Annotated in this window: 17 protein-coding genes and 1 pseudogene; 4 read left to right on the top strand and 14 right to left on the bottom strand. The window is 70.6% G+C overall.

Annotation, left to right across the window (positions count from 1 at the left end):
• Positions 1 to 244: transposase (locus ABZY11_RS26230; RefSeq protein WP_356481485.1), on the top strand; the 244-nt coding region annotated here is incomplete at its 5' end.
• A gap of 200 nt (positions 245 to 444) precedes the next feature.
• Here ABZY11_RS26230 and ABZY11_RS26225 read toward each other — a convergent pair.
• Genes ABZY11_RS26225 through ABZY11_RS26215 form a run of 3 tightly spaced genes read right to left on the bottom strand, consistent with a single transcriptional unit; the run spans position 445 to position 3,000 of the window.
• The gene (locus ABZY11_RS26225; protein WP_356481484.1) at positions 445 to 1,068 is read right to left on the bottom strand and encodes a non-oxidative hydroxyarylic acid decarboxylases subunit B; all 624 of its coding nucleotides are present in this window, start codon (positions 1,066 to 1,068) and stop codon (positions 445 to 447) included.
• 26 nt (positions 1,069 to 1,094) lie between these two features.
• Positions 1,095 to 1,511 carry a pyridoxamine 5'-phosphate oxidase family protein gene (locus ABZY11_RS26220; protein ID WP_356481483.1) on the bottom strand — a complete coding sequence of 139 codons (417 nt, stop codon included), beginning with the start codon at positions 1,509 to 1,511 and terminating at the stop codon, positions 1,095 to 1,097.
• Positions 1,512 to 1,560: 49 nt separating this feature from the next.
• Positions 1,561 to 3,000, bottom strand: coding sequence for a UbiD family decarboxylase (locus tag ABZY11_RS26215; protein ID WP_356481482.1), 1,440 nt, complete (start codon positions 2,998 to 3,000; stop codon positions 1,561 to 1,563).
• 84 nt (positions 3,001 to 3,084) lie between these two features.
• Here ABZY11_RS26215 and ABZY11_RS26210 point away from each other — a divergent pair, with 84 nt between their 5' ends.
• From ABZY11_RS26210 to ABZY11_RS26200, 3 genes and pseudogenes are all read left to right on the top strand, one after another.
• Positions 3,085 to 4,035, top strand: coding sequence for an Lrp/AsnC family transcriptional regulator (locus tag ABZY11_RS26210; protein WP_356481481.1), 951 nt, complete (start codon positions 3,085 to 3,087; stop codon positions 4,033 to 4,035).
• 53 nt (positions 4,036 to 4,088) lie between these two features.
• Positions 4,089 to 4,354 (top strand): annotated as a pseudogene (locus tag ABZY11_RS26205) (ATP/GTP-binding protein); the annotation flags it as partial.
• A 109-nt stretch (positions 4,355 to 4,463) separates the two neighbouring features.
• Positions 4,464 to 4,880 (top strand): hypothetical protein, encoded by a 417-nt coding sequence (locus tag ABZY11_RS26200; RefSeq protein ID WP_356481480.1) that lies wholly within the window; start codon positions 4,464 to 4,466, stop codon positions 4,878 to 4,880.
• Between the two features lie 219 nt (positions 4,881 to 5,099).
• On the opposite strand, the gene ABZY11_RS26195 is transcribed toward ABZY11_RS26200, so the two are convergent.
• The 11 genes from ABZY11_RS26195 to kynU form a co-directional block, all read right to left on the bottom strand.
• Entirely contained in the window at positions 5,100 to 5,426 is a 327-nt protein-coding gene (locus tag ABZY11_RS26195; RefSeq protein WP_356481479.1) for a hypothetical protein, read from the bottom strand.
• 208 nt (positions 5,427 to 5,634) lie between these two features.
• Positions 5,635 to 6,672 carry an amidohydrolase family protein gene (locus tag ABZY11_RS26190; RefSeq protein ID WP_356481478.1) on the bottom strand — a complete coding sequence of 346 codons (1,038 nt, stop codon included), beginning with the start codon at positions 6,670 to 6,672 and terminating at the stop codon, positions 5,635 to 5,637.
• Positions 6,673 to 6,675: 3 nt separating this feature from the next.
• Positions 6,676 to 7,197, bottom strand: coding sequence for a 3-hydroxyanthranilate 3,4-dioxygenase (locus ABZY11_RS26185; RefSeq protein ID WP_356481477.1), 522 nt, complete (start codon positions 7,195 to 7,197; stop codon positions 6,676 to 6,678).
• 47 nt (positions 7,198 to 7,244) lie between these two features.
• On the bottom strand, positions 7,245 to 7,676 hold the full coding sequence (locus ABZY11_RS26180) for a RidA family protein (RefSeq protein ID WP_356481476.1): 432 nt from the start codon (positions 7,674 to 7,676) through the stop codon (positions 7,245 to 7,247).
• On the bottom strand, positions 7,673 to 8,443 hold the full coding sequence (locus ABZY11_RS26175; protein ID WP_356481475.1) for a 4-oxalocrotonate decarboxylase: 771 nt from the start codon (positions 8,441 to 8,443) through the stop codon (positions 7,673 to 7,675). The genes ABZY11_RS26180 and ABZY11_RS26175 overlap by 4 nt, the downstream gene beginning before the upstream one ends.
• The gene (gene dmpG, locus ABZY11_RS26170; RefSeq protein ID WP_356481474.1) at positions 8,440 to 9,471 is read right to left on the bottom strand and encodes a 4-hydroxy-2-oxovalerate aldolase; all 1,032 of its coding nucleotides are present in this window, start codon (positions 9,469 to 9,471) and stop codon (positions 8,440 to 8,442) included. Before dmpG ends, ABZY11_RS26175 begins: the two co-directional genes overlap by 4 nt.
• Positions 9,468 to 10,433 (bottom strand): acetaldehyde dehydrogenase (acetylating), encoded by a 966-nt coding sequence (locus ABZY11_RS26165; protein ID WP_356481473.1) that lies wholly within the window; start codon positions 10,431 to 10,433, stop codon positions 9,468 to 9,470. Before ABZY11_RS26165 ends, dmpG begins: the two co-directional genes overlap by 4 nt.
• Positions 10,430 to 11,299 carry a fumarylacetoacetate hydrolase family protein gene (locus tag ABZY11_RS26160; RefSeq protein ID WP_356481472.1) on the bottom strand — a complete coding sequence of 290 codons (870 nt, stop codon included), beginning with the start codon at positions 11,297 to 11,299 and terminating at the stop codon, positions 10,430 to 10,432. Before ABZY11_RS26160 ends, ABZY11_RS26165 begins: the two co-directional genes overlap by 4 nt.
• Entirely contained in the window at positions 11,284 to 12,774 is a 1,491-nt protein-coding gene (locus tag ABZY11_RS26155; protein WP_356481471.1) for a 2-hydroxymuconic semialdehyde dehydrogenase, read from the bottom strand. The genes ABZY11_RS26160 and ABZY11_RS26155 overlap by 16 nt, the downstream gene beginning before the upstream one ends.
• Positions 12,771 to 14,198 carry an NAD(P)/FAD-dependent oxidoreductase gene (locus ABZY11_RS26150; protein WP_356481470.1) on the bottom strand — a complete coding sequence of 476 codons (1,428 nt, stop codon included), beginning with the start codon at positions 14,196 to 14,198 and terminating at the stop codon, positions 12,771 to 12,773. The genes ABZY11_RS26155 and ABZY11_RS26150 overlap by 4 nt, the downstream gene beginning before the upstream one ends.
• Positions 14,195 to 15,484: a kynureninase gene (kynU, locus tag ABZY11_RS26145; protein WP_356481469.1), complete on the bottom strand. Its 1,290-nt coding sequence runs from the start codon at positions 15,482 to 15,484 to the stop codon at positions 14,195 to 14,197. Before kynU ends, ABZY11_RS26150 begins: the two co-directional genes overlap by 4 nt.
• Positions 15,485 to 15,530: the final 46 nt, after the last annotated feature.

Below are 15,530 nucleotides of genomic sequence, written 5' to 3'. Positions count from 1 at the left end.
GTCGAAGGGCAACGACACCCGGCTCACCAAGTGGATCAGCGCCGCCCGTGTGGCCGGCCTGCCCCACCTGCACAGCTTCTGCAACGGCCTGGAACCCGACCGCGCCGCCGTCGACGTCGGCCTGACCCTGCGCTTCCACAACGGCCGCACCGAAGGCGTCAACACCCACACGAAGAGAATCATGCGCCAGATGCACGGCCGAGCAGGATTCGACCTCCTCCGCCACCGAATCCTTCTGTCGTGACAACAGAACGTCACCACCGACTACGGAACAGAGCCCTCGTTTGACAGACCCTGCGGCAGTGGCCCTCGGCGTCGTGGCGCTGCTTGGGCAACAGGTAGCTCGCGCGGGCGCGGATGCGGTCGATCCACTCCTGCTTGCTGATCTTCTTGTCGAGTAGGTCCCAGGCCAGGCAATGCTGATAGCGGCTGTCCAGCAGCTCCTCAATCCAGCGGTGCGTCGGCAGCGGGGGAGGCGGTCTCGTGGCGGGCGTGGTCGAGGCCCTGCCAGCGGCGGGCGGCGAGGGCGGGGAGGTCGAACTGGTCGAGGATCCTGGCCACGATGTGGTCGACCATGTCGTCGAGGGTCCGGGGGTTGTTGTAGAAGGCGGGCATCGGGGGGACGATCCGGGCGCCCATGCGGCTGAGGGCCAGCAGGTTGTCCAGGTGGATCTCGCTGAGCGGTGCTTCCCGGGGGACCAGGACCAGGCGGCGGCGCTCCTTCAGGACGACGTCGGCGGCTCGGGTGATGAGGTTGTCGGCGTAGCCGGTGCGGATCGAGGCGAGGGTTTTCATGCTGCACGGCACGACGACCATGCCGCCGGTGCGGAACGAGCCGGAGGACAGCACCGAGCCCTGCTCACCGGGCTTGTGGTGGACATCAGCCAGGTCGATGACTTCCCGTACGGTGCGGGCCGTCTCCAACTCGATGGTGGTCCGGGCCCAGGTGCTCACGATGAGGTGGGTCTCGACCTCGGCGATGTCGTGCAGCGCCTCCAACAGCCGTACGCCGAAGGGGGCGCCGGTGGCCCCGGACATGGCGACGATGATGCGGGTCGGGCGGGTCATGCGGGGCCTCCTTGGGAGAGCGTGGTTCAAAGCGCGCTGAGGATGTCGGCGCTGCGCCGCCAGTGTTCGAGTTCGGCGAGGTACCCGGTGGTGCAAGAGCCGAGCGGGCTGAGCGGGATGCCCAGGCTGTCCCGCTTGTGGTGGACGGCGGTGAACACGCAGCCCAGGACGTTCTCGACGGCCAGCGACCTGACCAGACGGAGTTTGAGGTGGTGGCAGATCGTCCGGTCCGTGGCCAGCAGCGCGGCGTACGGGTGCCGCCGCAGGTTGACCTGGGTGCCGGCCCCGGCCACGACCGCGAACAGCGCCGTCCGGTCGTCGGCCGGTTCGAGCTCGGCGCGGGACAGCAGCGCCGTGTGCGGGTGGCCGTGCTCGTCCACAGTGAGCAGCGGGAAAGCCTGTGCCCCCGCCAGCAGGCGGGCCACGTCCTCGGTCAGGTTCACAGCATGGTCCTCCTGATCGGTGGGGGCACCGCCGGTGTCCGACGGGGTGTCAGAGCGGCAGGACGCCCTTCCAGCGCTCCCGGAGCTCGGCGCGGTAGCACTCGTCGACCCGGTTGGCACGCGGGTACTGGTCCTTCCACGTGAACGGCTTGCAGGCGTCGATGAGCACGAGCCCCATGGACAGGTCGCCCGCCTCCCGCTTGGTCGGTGACAGCCGGGGGTCGATGGCGGTCGTGGGCGAGCGCAGGATGTGGATCGACTCCGCCGGGTCCACGCGCGTGAACACCGCCCACAGCACGTGGTTGATGTCGGTAATGTCGATGTCCTCGTCGACCACGACGATGTAGCGCTCCATGCCGCCGGTGCGCTTGCGGGAGGCGGCGGCCATCAGCGCGTGCATGGCGTCGCCCGCGCCGGTCTGCTTGATGGAGATGACCATCATGAGTTGCCGGGCGTAGGCCCACACGCCCTGGATGTTCTGGACCCCGGCCTGTTCCAGATGGTCCCAGGTCACGGTGGCGGAGTAGAGCGGCACCGCCTGGTCGCCCGCCGGGATGGTCGGCAGCATGGGCGGCGCGCCGAGGATGATCGGGTCGTCGCGGTGCAGGATCCGCCGCACCCGCACCACGGGCTCCTGGCCGCTGTGGGTGTAGTAGCCGGTCCACTCCCCGAACGGACCCTCCAGGACGGACTCCTCCTCGCGCGGAGGCATCTCGCCCACCATGACGATCTCCGCGTGCGCCGGGACGGGCAGTTCGGTGCCGGGCGCGTACAGCACCTCAACGCCCTCCCCGCGCAGGCCGCCGGCCAGGTCGTACTCGGACACGCCCTCGGGGGCGGACATCGCGGCGGCGGTGGAGAGGATCGGGTCTTGGCCGACGACGACGGCGATCGGGCAGGCCTGGCCGCGGTCCCAGTACTTGTGGGCGATCGCCCGCGCGTGCCGGTTGCCCAAGAACCAGACGGACAGCCGGTCCTTGCCGTGGACGGAGACCCGGTAGGTGCCGACGTTGACCCAACCGCTGTCGGGGTCACGGGTGACGACCATGCAGGCGGTGCCGATGTAGCGGCCGCCGTCGCCCTCGTGCCAGCGCGGCGCCGGGAACTTCGTCAGGTCGACATCGTCGCCTCCGAGGACGTTGTCCAGGACCGGCCCGGTGGCGACCTCGACCGGCGGGATCAGCCGCAGGTCGCGGCTGATGTCCTTCCAGGCCCGCACGATGTCCAGCTTCGGGGTGTCGGCGGGCAGACCGAGCGCCACCGCGCTGCGGGCCGGGGTACCCATGAAGTTGGTGAAGACCCGGAAACCGGTCGGGTAGCCGGGGATGTCGTCGAACAGCAACGCCGGCCCCTCGCGCTCGGCCAGTAGCTCGGTGATGCCACCGATTTCAAGGTCCCAGTGGGCGCCCTCGACGCGGCGCACCTCGTCCGCACCGAGGGTCTCGGTGAGGTGCTCGATGTAATGCCGGAGATCACGGAATGCGGTCATGCCCCAACTCTGCGAGCGGACCCACCTGCACTCCAGCCACCGCCTCGAACCCGCCAGATACCGCCGCACAATACGCTGAGAACCGTGGAAACCCTCGACCTCAAGCTCGTCCATGCCCTCTACGTGGACGGCCGTGCCTCCTTCCGCCGGATCGCCGCAGTGCTCGGCGTCTCCGAACAGACAGTCGCCCGCCGCTACCGGAGGCTCCGCGAGACCGGGGCGGTCCGGGTCGTCGGCCGCCTCGACCCCCGCTACCTGGGCCACGCCGAGGAGTGGGTGATGCGGCTGCGCTGTGCCCCGAGCGCCACGCTCGCCGTCGCCCAGGCACTCGCCCAGCGGCCCGACACCTACCGGATCCGCCTGGCCTCCGGCGGCACCGAGATCGTCTGCCACATGCAGACGCCCGACCAGCGGGTCCGCGACACCCTCCTGCTGGACACGCTCCCCGCCACCCGCCAGGTGACCTCCATCGACGCTCACCAGGTGCTGCGCGTGTTCCGCGGGGGCCCGGACGGCTGGCACGCGCCGATCACCTCACTCGGCCCCGAGCAGGTCGCCGAACTCACCCCGCCACCGCCGGACCAGGCCCCCCTCGACCTCGACGACGGCGACCGGCTCCTGCTGGGCGAACTGGCCCACGACGGACGCATGCACCACGCCGCGCTGGCCGCGAGCACCGGCTGGCACGAGTCGACGGTCCGCCGCCGCATCACCCACCTGAGAGACAGCGGAGCCCTCTACTTCGGCGTCGACTTCGACGAGTACCAGCTGGGCTACTCCAGCCACACGGTGCTGTGGATCTCGGTCACCCCGGCCGCCCTCGACGCCGCCGGAACCGCCCTCGCCCGACACCCGCACATCGCCCACGCCGCCGCCACGACCGGCCCCACGAACCTCATGGCCACTGTCTTCTGCGCCGATGCGGACGCCCTCTACGACTTCATCACCGACCGGGTCGGCTCCCTGCCCGGCATCCAGACCGTCCAGACCGCCCCCGTTCTGCGCATCGTCAAACGCGCCGCCACTCTTCCCTGACGGGACGCACTGTCCGACAACTGCGACTGAGACCAGAACTGAGACCACGGGACGACGAAATCCACCGCCTCAATCCCCGTACCACCTCAGGTGCGGAGACCGCCGGCCTCCTGAAAGACCTGACCGAACGCATCCACGCCACGTTCGTGTACACGGGCATCGACGTCACCACGACCGCCTTGTTCAGCAGTGTGCGCGGTGCTCAGCTCGCCGCACGCGCGAGCCTGGTGGAGTGCGGTACGTACCCGGCGCGGCTCGGGAAACACGAGCCTTCAAAGAACCGATCACAGCAGTGGAAGCCGCACTCGATCTCCGCGCACACCGGGTAGGGACCCTTCCCCACCACGCCGCCTACCTTCGCCGGCGGACCGCGGGCAGGATCGGGAGCCTGACCCGACTCCTACGCCAAGCCGCGATCACCGCGATCCGTGAGCATCGGGGCGACGTTCGTGTACGCGGGCATCGACGTCACCACCACCGCCTTGTTCAGCGGGGTGCGCGGGGCGCAACTCGCAGCCCGCGCGAGCCTGGTGGAATGCGGGGCGTTCCCGGCACGGCTCGGCACACGCGAACCCTTCGGAGAACTGATCGCGGGAGTAGAGGCCGCACTCGATCTCCGGGCACACCGGGCCGGGACACTCCCCCGCCACGCCGCCCATCTCCACCAGCGCACCGCAGGGCGGATCGGGAGCCTGACCCGTCTGATCCGCCGGGCAGCGATCACCGCGATTCTCGACGGCACCGAACGCCTCACCAAAACCAGCCTCGACCAGGTCCGCCTGAACCACCTCACCGAAACCCACCACCGGCCCACCGCCAGCAGGGCGCACACGCCCAAGCGGTAGTCCCCCGATCTGTCCCCGCCCGGCCCCACGGAACACAGAAGGCTGTGACCAGGAGAAACACGCAAGGGCCTTGAGGCGTCGGCGCTACCTGAGGAACACGGAGGCACTCTCAACGAGAACGAGACATCCCCAGACCAGCAGGCCTACGCCCCCGCGAACCCGCGCTCACACGGTCTCAACCAATCCCGGATATCCCCAGCACACACCGCTCCCCGTACCTCAACTACACCCCCACGAAACGACATCCAGCAATGCCGTGATCCACGCGAGCACGTCCACGCGGTCGGTGAACACCGCCGTCGCCGGCGGCAGCATCTGCGGACGGGAGGCACCGTGCGCCACGGCGGGTACGGCCCGCGGCGCGAGCCACGAGGCCTCGCGGGTCCACTCCGTCATCTCGCGCGCGAACTCCGGGGAACTGCAGGCGAGTTCCACCAGCCGTAGCGCGGCCACGGTCCGCTCGGGCTCGGTGACCGGCAGAGTGGGCCATCCCCCGACCGCCCCGTCCGGCCCCGGCGTCCGTCTCCCCGTCTCCGGCACGGCCACGGCTCAGCAGGTCCTACAGCCTCTCGGAGGCCCGCCGGCCCAGCTCGCCACCCGCTCCGGCAAGGGCACCCGAAGCGACGGTTCCGACAGCCGAGACCACCATGCCCATCGACGGTTCCACTCTGGACTCCCCTCAACTCGCCATTCCCGCAATGGCATCGACGAGCTGAGAGGCAACGGGCTCCGCGGAGGTAGGAGGAAGGGTGCTTCAGGATCCGCCGGATGCGCCCCCGGGCAGTCGCGCGTCAGGGGCCGTCAGTCCCAGGAAGCGTTCCGCGTTGCCGTGGGTGATGAGTTGGCGGCTGTGGTTGTCGAGGAAGCCGCTCCTGCGGATCACCTCGCCGACCGGCCGCTCGCCCAGCGGATACGGGTAGTCGCTGCCGACCATGACCCGGTCCGCGCCGACGGTGTCCACCAGCAGTCGCAGCGCACGCTCGTCGAAGACGACCGAGTCCACGTAGAAGCGGCCGAGGTAGTGCGAGGGCGGGTGCTTCGAGGTGCCGATGACGTCGTTGCGGCCGTGCCATGCGTTCTCCATGCGGCCGAGCCAGAAGGGGAAGGAGCCGCCGCCGTGGGCGAAACAGATCTTCAGGCTGTCGTCGATGCGGTCGAAGACGCCGCCCAGGATCAGGGCGAGGATCGAGAGGTGGGTCTCGGCGGGCATGGCCGTCAGCCACTGCGCCATCCAGCGGTTCAGGCGCAGTGACTCCGGCAGGTCCCACGGGTGGACGAACACCGGCACGTTCAGGGACGCGCAGTGCTGGAGGAAGGTGACCACGCCCTCGCTGTCCAGGTCCTGGTCGCCGACGTGGTTGCCGATCTCGACGCCCCGGTGGCCGTTGGCGATGCTCCGCTCCAGCTCGCGGCAGGCCGCGTCCGGGTCCTGCAACGGCACCTGGCAGAACGGGATCAGCCGGTCCGGGGCCGGGGCCACGATCTCCAGGGCCAGGTCGTTGAAGATCCGCGCGACCTTCGCCGCCCGCTCCCCGGAGGCGCCGTACGTGAAGAACGCCGGGGTCGGCGACACCACCTGCGTCGCCACCCCGTCCGCGTCCATGTCACGCAGCCGGGTTTCCGCGTCCCAGGCGTCGGCCTGGATCCGCCGGAACTCCCGGTCCCCCATGAGGATCATGGCCTCGTTCTCGGAATCGATCCGCAGCCAGGGCGCGTCCGGGCCCACCTCGGCGGTCAGGTCGGGCCAGCCGCGCGGCACGTAGTGGGTGTGGACGTCGATCACGCGGTCCATGGCTCAGCCCTTCCCGGGGTGCAGGGCGCCGCAGTCCGGGCAGGTGCGGGCCTGCTCGTCCTCGTAGAACGCGGTGAAGACGGGCGGCAGGTCCTCGACGATGTCCCGTACCTGGAGCTCGACCTCGTGGACCTTCGCCGAGCAGTCGAGGCAGTACCACTGGAACTTCTCCAGCGTGCCCTCCTCCCGGACCCGCTCGATGACGAGGCCGATCGAGCCGGCCTCGGGGCGCTGCGGGGAGTGCGGGAGGTTGCCGGGCAGCAGCCAGGTTTCGCCCTCGCGGATGTGCACGGTCCGCGGGCCGTCCTCGGCCATCACGTCGACGTGCATGTTGCCCTTGAGCTGGTAGAACCACTCCTCGTACGGGTCGACATGGAAGTCGGTGCGCTGGTTGGGGCCGCCGACGACCTGGACGATGAAGTCGTCGCCGAGGGCCATGGTGCGGTTGTTCACCGGCGGCTTGAGCAGGTGCTCGTGCTCGCTGATCCAGCGCTGGAAATCGATGGTGGGGGGGATGGTGGTCATGGGGAGCCTCCGAGGGCAAGGGGGGCAGGTGGGGGCAAGGGATTTCTCTACGCCTGAGATCGCGGCAGGTGCGCGATCGCCTGGATCTCGATCAGCAGGTGGGGGTGCGGGAGTTGGTGGACGGCGACGGTGGTCCGGGTCGGGCCGTGCTCGTCGAAGTGCTCGCCGTAGACCTCGTTGTAGCCGCCGAAGTCGTTCATGTTGACGAGGTACGTCGTGATCTGGGCGACGTCCGACAGCTCCGCGCCGACCTCGGCGAGGATGTCGCGGATGTTCTCGATCACGGCCCGGGTCTGGGCCCGGATGTCCAGCCGGGTGGTGCCGAACTCGTCCACCTCGACGCCGACGAACGTGTTGTCGGGGCGGCGCGAGCTGGTGCCCGACACGAACACGAGGTCGCCGACCACCTTGACGTGGGGGAAGCGTCCGCGGGGCGTGGCCTTGCCCTCGATGACGCGCGCGCCGCTCGTTGGGTTCATCGCAGGACCCCCTTCACGGTGACCGTGCCGAGGCCCGCCACGTCGCACTCGGTGACGCCCGGCGTCAGCGGTGCGGCCGCCGTGGCCGCGCCCGCGAGCACGACCTCGCCGGCTCGCAGCGGGATACGGCGACGGCGGCACATGTCGAGCAGCGCGTGCAGGGCGTGGACCGGGTCGCCGAGGATCGCGGCGGTCGAACCGACCGTCTCCGACTCCGGCGTACGCAGCCGTACCGCGCGGTTGGAGACGCTCCGCACCGGGCGCCAGGCGCCGATCGCGTAGCCGGCGGCGGAGGTGTTGTCCGCGACGACGTCGGTGTACGTGAACCGGAAGTCCCGGTACCGCGAGTCGATGATCTCCAGCGCCGGGGCCACCGCATCGACGCAGGCCTCGATGTCCGTCAGCGGGTCGTCGAGGTCCACGTCCCGGGCGATCCGGTAGGCGACCTCGGGTTCCGCCTTCGGGTGGATGAAGCGGGCGAGGTCGACGTCGTCGCCGTCCGCGATGCGCATGCCGTCGGTGAGCCGGCCCACGATAACGTCGGAGACACCCATCTGCGCCATCTTGGCCTTGCTGGTGAAGCCCAGCTTGACCCCGTTGATCCGCTCGCCGCGGGCCACCCGCCGCTCCAGCAGTGCGGCCTGTACGGCGTAGGCGTCGTCGGTGCCGATGGTGTGGCTGTTGGCGAGGCTGGGGGTGTCCGTCCTGGACGTCTGTGCCGAGTCGAGCCGCTCGGCCAGCGTCCGGATCTCGTCTTCCGGGATCACTTGCTGCTCTCTTCCCTCGATGCCTCGCGCCGCGCGGCGAGGTCCAGTGCGATGTCCACGATCAGGTCCTCCTGGCCGCCCACCATCTGCCGACGGCCGGCCTCCACGAGGATCTGCCGGGTGTCGACGCCGTAGCGTGCGGCCGCTCGTTCGGCGTGCAGCAGGAAGCTGGAGTAGACGCCGGCGTAGCCGAGAGTCAGGGTCTCGCGGTCGACCTGGACGGGGCGCTCGCGCAGCGGGCGGACGACGTCGTCCGCGGCGTCCTGCAGGGCGAACAGGTCGCAGCCGTGCTCCCAGCCCAGCAGGTCGGCGACGGCGACGAACGGCTCGGCCGGACAGTTCCCGGCGCCGGCTCCCTGACCGGCCAGTGCCACGTCGACGCGGTAGACCCCGTGTTCCACGGCGGTCACGCTGTTGGCGACCGACAGGGAGAGGTTCTCGTGCGCGTGGATGCCGATCTCGGTGTTCTCGTCCAGCACCTCGCGGTAGGCGTCGACCCGGGCGGCGACGTCACGCATCGTCAGGCGGCCGCCGGAGTCGGTGACGTAGACGCAGTGCGCTCCGTACGACTCCATCAGCTTGGCCTGCCGGGCGAGCTCCTGCGGAGAGTTGAGATGGCTCATCATCAGGAACCCTGATACGTCCATCCCGTTCTCCCGGGCCCAGGAGATGTGCTGTGCGCTGACGTCGGCCTCGGTGCAGTGGGTGGCGACGCGGACGCTGCGCACCCCGGCCGCCTGGGCGCGGCGCAGATCGTCGATGGTGCCGATGCCGGGGAGCAGCAGGGTCGTCAGTTTCGCATGCCGCAGTACGTCCGCCGCGGCCTCGATCCACTCCTGGTCGCTGTGCGCGCCGAACCCGTAGTTCGCGCTCGATCCGCCGAGGCCGTCGCCGTGCGCGACCTCGATGGCGGCGACGCCTGCCGCGTCGAGGGCGGTGACGATGCGGCGCACCTGGTCGACGGTGTACTGGTGCCCCATGGCATGCATTCCGTCACGGAGCGTCACGTCCTGGATGTAGAGCTTCATGCGGACACCCATCCTCGGTGTGCGGCGATCTTCTCGGCGGTACGGAGCGCGGCCGAGGTCATGATGTCGAGGTTGCCCGCGTAGTCGGGCAGGTAGTGGCCGGCTCCCAGCACCTCCAGGAACACGGAGATCCTGACCCCGCTCACCCGTCGTCCGAGGGCGGGGACCATGGTGTCCTCGACCAGGTCGAACTGGACGTCCTGCTTGAGCCGGTAGCCGGGCACGTACTCCCGTACGGTCTGCGCCATCTGCTCGACGGACCCCACGATCCGGTTCCGGTCACCGTCGCTCAGGGCGCCTTCGACGAGGCAGAACACCGTGTCGCGCATGGCCGGCGGGGGTTCGGCGGGGTTGAGCACGATGATAGCCTTGCCGACTTCGGCGCCGCCGACGACCCGGATGGCCTCGCTGGTGGTCTCGGTGAACTCGTCGATGTTGGCCCGGGTTCCGGGGCCGGCCGACTTCGAGGCGATGGAGGCGACGATCTCTCCGTAGGCCACCGGTGCGATCCGGGAGATGGCGGCGACCACGGGGATGGTGGCCTGACCGCCGCAGGTGACCATGTTGACGTTCGCGGCGTCGAGGTGCTCGTCCACGTTGACCGACGGCACCACGAGCGGCCCGAGAGCCGCCGGAGTGAGGTCGATCATGACCTTCCCGTGTTCCGCGGCGATCCGCGCGTTGCGCGCGTGGGCCTCGGCCGAGGTCGCGTCGAAGATCACCTTGATGTCGGCGAACTCGGGCAGTTCCACGAGCCCTTCGATGCCGCGGTGGGTGGTGGCCACCTTGAGCCGTCCGGCGCGGGCGAGTCCGTCGGACGCGGGGTCGATGCCGACCATGGCGCCCATGCGCAGGGTCCGCGACAGCCGTAGCACCTTGATCATGAGGTCGGTGCCGATGTTGCCGGACCCGATGACCGCGACGGCGGTGCGGGCGCCGGTGTCGGGGGCGGTATCGCTCACTTGGTTCCCTCCTTGGGGGTCTCGGCGGCCTCGATGACCGTCTCGACCTCGCCGAGCCCGTCCAGGGCGATGCGGTAGCGGCCCGGTCCGGTGACCGGCACCATCGGGCCGAGCGCTCCGGACATGACCACGTCCCCGGCGCGCAGCGGCTGGCCCCGCTCGGCCAGTTCGCGTGCCAGCCAGGCCACCGCGACGACCGGTGAACCGAGGCAGGCGTGGCCGGCCCCGAACGAGACCGGCTCACCGTCCCGCTGGAGCTGCATGCCGACCCGGGCCAGGTCGAGCCCGCTGATCGGGTACGGGGTGGTGCCGAGGACGACGGCGCCGCTGGAGGCGTTGTCGGCGACGGTGTCGGTGATGGCCAGGTCCCAGCCGGCGATCCGCGAATCGACGATCTCGATGGCGGGCAGCACGAACTCGGTGGCCCGCAGTACGTCCGCGACACTCGCGCGCGGCCGGTCGAGGTCACGGCCGAGCACGAACGCGATCTCGCCCTCGGCGCGCGGCTGGAGGAAGCGGTCGAGTGCCAGCGGCTCGGTGTGGGCGTACAGCATGTCGTCGAAGAGCACCCCGAAGTCCGGCTGGAACACGCCGAACTGCTGCTGTACGGCGGGGGCGGTAAGGCCGATCTTCGCGCCCGCCACGCGTGCTCCGGCGTTGGTGCGTGCCGCGGCGAGCCGCCGCTGCACCTCGTAGGCGGAGTCGAGGTCGTCGCGGCCCAGCAGATCCCTGACCGGCGCGCACGGGGTCCGGGTGGCGGCGGCGGCCGTCAGGCGCTGGGTGGCGGCGGCGATCTGCTGGTCGGTGGCGGGGCCGGTCCGCGGGGCGGTTGCCAGGGTGTCGCAGTCGGTCACAGCTGTACGCACACATTCGTCGGTTCGGTGTAGAAGTGCAGGGAGGACTCGCCGCCCTCGCGGCCGATGCCGGAGAGCCCGCATCCGCCGAACGGGGAGCGCAGATCGCGCAGGAACCAGGTGTTGACCCAGGCCATGCCCACGTTCATGGCCTGCGCGACCCGGTGCCCGCGCCGCAGGTCGTTGGTCCACACGGAGGCGGCGAGGCCGTAATCGGTGTCGTTGGCGAGGGCGATCGCCTCCGCCTCGGTGTCGAAGGGGATCAGCGCGGCCACGGGGCCGAAGATCTCCTCGCGTACGACACGGTCCCGGTTGGTCAGTCCGGTCCACAGGGTCGGCTCGATCCAGGAGCCGCCCGCGAGGTCGTCGCCCAGACGCGGGATGCCGCCGCCGGTGAGGACCTTCGCGCCTGCCTGCTCGGCCAGGTCGAAGTAGCTGAGCACCTTCTCGCGGTGCTTGTGGGAGACGAGCGGGCCGGTGGCGGTTTGCTCGTCGAGCGGGTTGCCGAGCTTGAGGCCCTTGGCCCGTTCGGCGAGTCCGTCGGCGATATCGGCGAACACCGAGCGCTGGACATAGACCCGCTCGGTGCATAGGCAGACCTGGCCGGTGTTGGTGAAGACCGACTTGGTCAGCCCGGTCAGCGCCTCGTCGAGGTCGACGTCGTCGAAGACGATCGCCGCGTTCTTGCCGCCGAGTTCGAAGGACACGGGCCGGACGCGGGGCGCGACCGTCGCCATGACGTGCGAGCCGGTCGCGGAGGAGCCGGTGAAGGTGACGCCGTCGATGCCGGGGTGGGAGGTGACGTACTCCCCGGCGGAGCCGCCGCCGAAGCCGTGGACGACGTTGTAGACGCCGGGCGGCAGGCCTACCTCGGCGAGTACCTCCGCGAGGAGGGTCGCGGTGGCCGGGGTCTCCTCGCTGGGCTTGACCACGAGGGCGTTGCCGCAGGCGAGGGCCGGGGCGACCTTCCAGGTCAGCAGGAGCAGCGGGAGGTTCCAGGGGACGATGACCGCGACGACGCCGAGCGGCTTGCGCACCGCGTAGTTGAGGGCCTGCCGGCCGCCCGCGAGGTCGGTGAGGAAGGACTCCTGCCCGGCGGCCGCGACGACGTCGGCGAAGGTGCGGAAGTTCGCGATGGCACGCGGTACGTCGAGTTCGCGGGCCTGGACGAGAGGCTTGCCGGTGTCGGCGATCTCGGCGGCGACGAACTCGTCGAACCGCTCCTCGATCCGGTCGGCGGCCCGGCGCAGCAGCGCGGTCCTCTCCCGTACGGGGGTCGCCGCCCAGCCCTCGTGGAGGGCGCGGCGGGCCGCCGTCACGGCACGGTCCACCAGGGCGCGGTCGGCCTCGTGGACGCGGGCGACGACCTGGCCGGTGGCGGGGTCGATGTCGTCGAAGGCGTGGGTGTCGTCGGGGTCGACGAAGCGTCCGTCGACATGGTTGCGGATCCAGCCGTCCATCAGGCCTCCCTCGTTCGTCCCGCTCATCGCGACCTCCCCGCCGCGTACAGACCCGCGGTCACCGCACCGGCGGCCAGCGCCGCGACCCCGCAGAGCAGCCGCTGCCGGCGCCGCACCCGGCGGCGTACCTGGGCGTAGGGCACGGTCGAGAACGACACCAGTTCGTAGCGGGAGACGAAGCGGCCGGGCAGGGCCCGCTCCAGGGCGTGCTCGACGCCCTTGACGAGGCGGAAAGCCGGCGAGGCGACCTTGTCGCGCATCTCGACGAAGTTCTCCAGCGCCATGGCGCCGATCGCGTCGGCGTTCTCCTTGCGCCGCTCCTCGAACAGCGGAAGGGCGCGGGCCCAGTCGCCGCCGGTGGTGTCCAGGCAGCGGTCGAGTTCGACAACGTCCTCGAAGCCGCAGTTGGCACCCTGCCCGTAGAACGGGACGATGGCGTGCGCCGCGTCACCGATCAGCGCGACCCGGCCGCGGCGCTGCCAGGGGGTGCAGCACACGGTGCCGAGCAGGCCAACCGGGTTGTGCTCGTAGTCGTCGACGAGGGTGGGCATGAGCGGGACGACGTCCGGATAGTGCGTACGGAAGTGGCGGGTGATCGCGTCCGCGCTGTCCAGAGCCTCGAAGCTCAACTCGCCGGTGTTCGGCCAGAACAGGGTGCAGGTGAAGGACTTGTCCGGGTTCGGCAGGGCGATCATCATCGAGGTGCCGCGCGGCCAGATGTGCAGCGCGCCCGGGTCGAGGGCGAACTCGCCGTCCACGGCCGGGATGGTGAGTTCCTTGTAGCCGTAGTCGAGGAAGTCGGTGCTGACCTGGGTGCCATACGGCTCCAGCGCGCCACGCACGATCGAACCGGCACCGTCGGCGCCGATGACGACGTCCGCGACGGCCCGTATCTCGCCCACCGGGGTCTCGTACGTCATCGCGCCCTTGTCCGGGTCGAGGCCGGTCAGCCGGTGCTCGAAGACGACCTTCACGCCGGGTGCGGCCTCGGCGGCGTCGAGCAGTGCGTTGTTGAGGACCCCGCGGCTGATGGAGTTGATGGCGCGTTCGCCGTCGTGGCTGTACTGCTGGTAGTCCAGCGGCCCGTCGACCGGGTGGATCATCCGGCCGCGCATCGGCAGGGCGTCGGCCATGATCTGCTCTTCGAGGCCGATCCGGCGCAGGGCGTCCAGGCCGCGCTCGGACAGCGCGAGGTTGATGGACCGGCCGCGCTCGGCGGTGCCGGTACGGGGGTCGGGGCGGCGTTCGTACAGCTCGACGCGGTGGCCGCGGCGGGCGAGGTAGCAGGCGAGCAGACAGCCGCTGAGACCGGCGCCGACGATGGCGATCGTGTCCTGGCCGGCGGTGCGCCGGCCGGCGGTGCGCTGGTCGGCGGTGCGCTGGTCGGCCTTGTTCTGACCGGCCTCGTTCTGACCGGCCTCGTTCTGACCGGCCTCGTTCTGGTGGCTCATTTGTCCTCCGCCACGGCCGTGGCCAGCGCGTCGGCGGCGCGCCAGCAGTCGTGGAAGGTCGAGTAGAGCGGCACCGGGGCCACTCGGATGATGTCGGGCTCGCGGGCGTCGGTGACGACGCCGTGTTCGTGCCGCAGCCGCGCGGCAAGGTCGGCGGCGCTGCCGCTGCCGATGCGCAGCGAGAGCTGGCAGCCGCGGCGGGCGGGGTCGCGAGGGGTGACGACGGTGATCGGCCGGGTCGGGGTGACCTCGTCGAGCAGGCGCTCCAGGTAGCCGGTGAGCCGCTCGCTGCGCTCACGCAGGGCGTCCATGCCGACCTGGTCGAAGAGTTCGAGGGAGGTGCGGACGGGCCCCATCGCGAGGACGGGCGGGTTGGAGATCTGCCAGGCGTCGGCCTTGGCGGGCGGGGTGGAGACGGGCGCCATCAGGAAGCGCGTCTTCGCCTCGGTGCTCCACCAGCCCTCGAAGCGCTGGAGATCGCTGTCGCCGAGGTGCCGTTCGTGGACGAATGCGCCGGCGACCGCGCCGGGCCCCGAGTTGAGGTACTTGTACGTACACCAGGCGGCGAAGTCGACGCCCCAGTCGTGCAGCTGGAGGGGCACGTTGCCGGCGGCGTGGGCCAGGTCCCAGCCGACCACGGCTCCGGCCGCCTGCCCAGCGGCCGTGATCGTGGGGATGTCCATGAGCTCGCCGGTGAGGTAGTTGACCCCGCCCAGCATCACCAGGGCCACGGTGTGTCCCTCGCGGGCCAGGAAGTCGAGCACGTCCTCGGTACGCAGGGTGTCCTCGCCGGCCCGGGGCCGCAGGCGTACGACGGCGTCGTCCGGGTCGAGCCCGTGGAAGCGGGCCTGGCTGCGCACGGCGTAGCTGTCCGAGGGGAACGCGCTGTCCTCGATCACCAGGCGGACGCGTTCGCCGCGTGGCCGGTAGAAGGACACCATCAGGAGGTGGAGGTTGACCGTCAGCGAGTTCATCGCGACGGTCTCCTCGGGCCGGGCGCCGACCAGCCGGGCGGCGGTCTCGGTGAGCAGTTCGTGGTACGGCATCCAGGGCCGCCGGGCCTCGGTGTGTCCCTCGACGCCGAGGCGCTGCCAGTCGGCGAGGTCCTCCAGCAGGTCGATGCGGATGGCTTTGGGCTGCAGGCCGAGCGAGTTGCCGGCGAAGTAGGCGGCCTCGGCGAACCGTCCGCCGTCGGCGGGCGGTATGTGGAACAGGTCCCGTTGGCCGGGATCGGCCGCGTCGAGACGGAGGGCCTCCTCCTCGGAGGCGTTCAGGCGGGAGGTCACGAGGGTCCCTCTTCTCGTTCTCGGGAGGCGGTCGGGTCTGCTCATG

Origin of the sequence: Streptomyces sp. NPDC006510 (assembly GCF_040611955.1) — a bacterium.
Taxonomy (GTDB): domain Bacteria; phylum Actinomycetota; class Actinomycetes; order Streptomycetales; family Streptomycetaceae; genus Streptomyces.
This window is presented reverse-complemented; position numbering and strand designations above follow the sequence as displayed.

Bases quoted from the DNA above. Each gene is read 5' to 3' on its own strand.
- ABZY11_RS26225 (WP_356481484.1), bottom strand. From the start codon at position 1,068: ATGACCCGCCCGACCCGCATCATCGTCGCCATGTCCGGGGCCACCGGC.
- ABZY11_RS26215 (WP_356481482.1), bottom strand. From the start codon at position 3,000: ATGACCGCATTCCGTGATCTCCGGCATTACATCGAGCACCTCACCGAG.
- ABZY11_RS26190 (WP_356481478.1), bottom strand. From the start codon at position 6,672: ATGGACCGCGTGATCGACGTCCACACCCACTACGTGCCGCGCGGCTGG.
- ABZY11_RS26185 (WP_356481477.1), bottom strand. From the start codon at position 7,197: ATGACCACCATCCCCCCCACCATCGATTTCCAGCGCTGGATCAGCGAG.
- ABZY11_RS26180 (WP_356481476.1), bottom strand. From the start codon at position 7,676: ATGAACCCAACGAGCGGCGCGCGCGTCATCGAGGGCAAGGCCACGCCC.
- dmpG (WP_356481474.1), bottom strand. From the start codon at position 9,471: ATGAAGCTCTACATCCAGGACGTGACGCTCCGTGACGGAATGCATGCC.
- ABZY11_RS26155 (WP_356481471.1), bottom strand. From the start codon at position 12,774: ATGAGCGGGACGAACGAGGGAGGCCTGATGGACGGCTGGATCCGCAAC.
- ABZY11_RS26150 (WP_356481470.1), bottom strand. From the start codon at position 14,198: ATGAGCCACCAGAACGAGGCCGGTCAGAACGAGGCCGGTCAGAACGAG.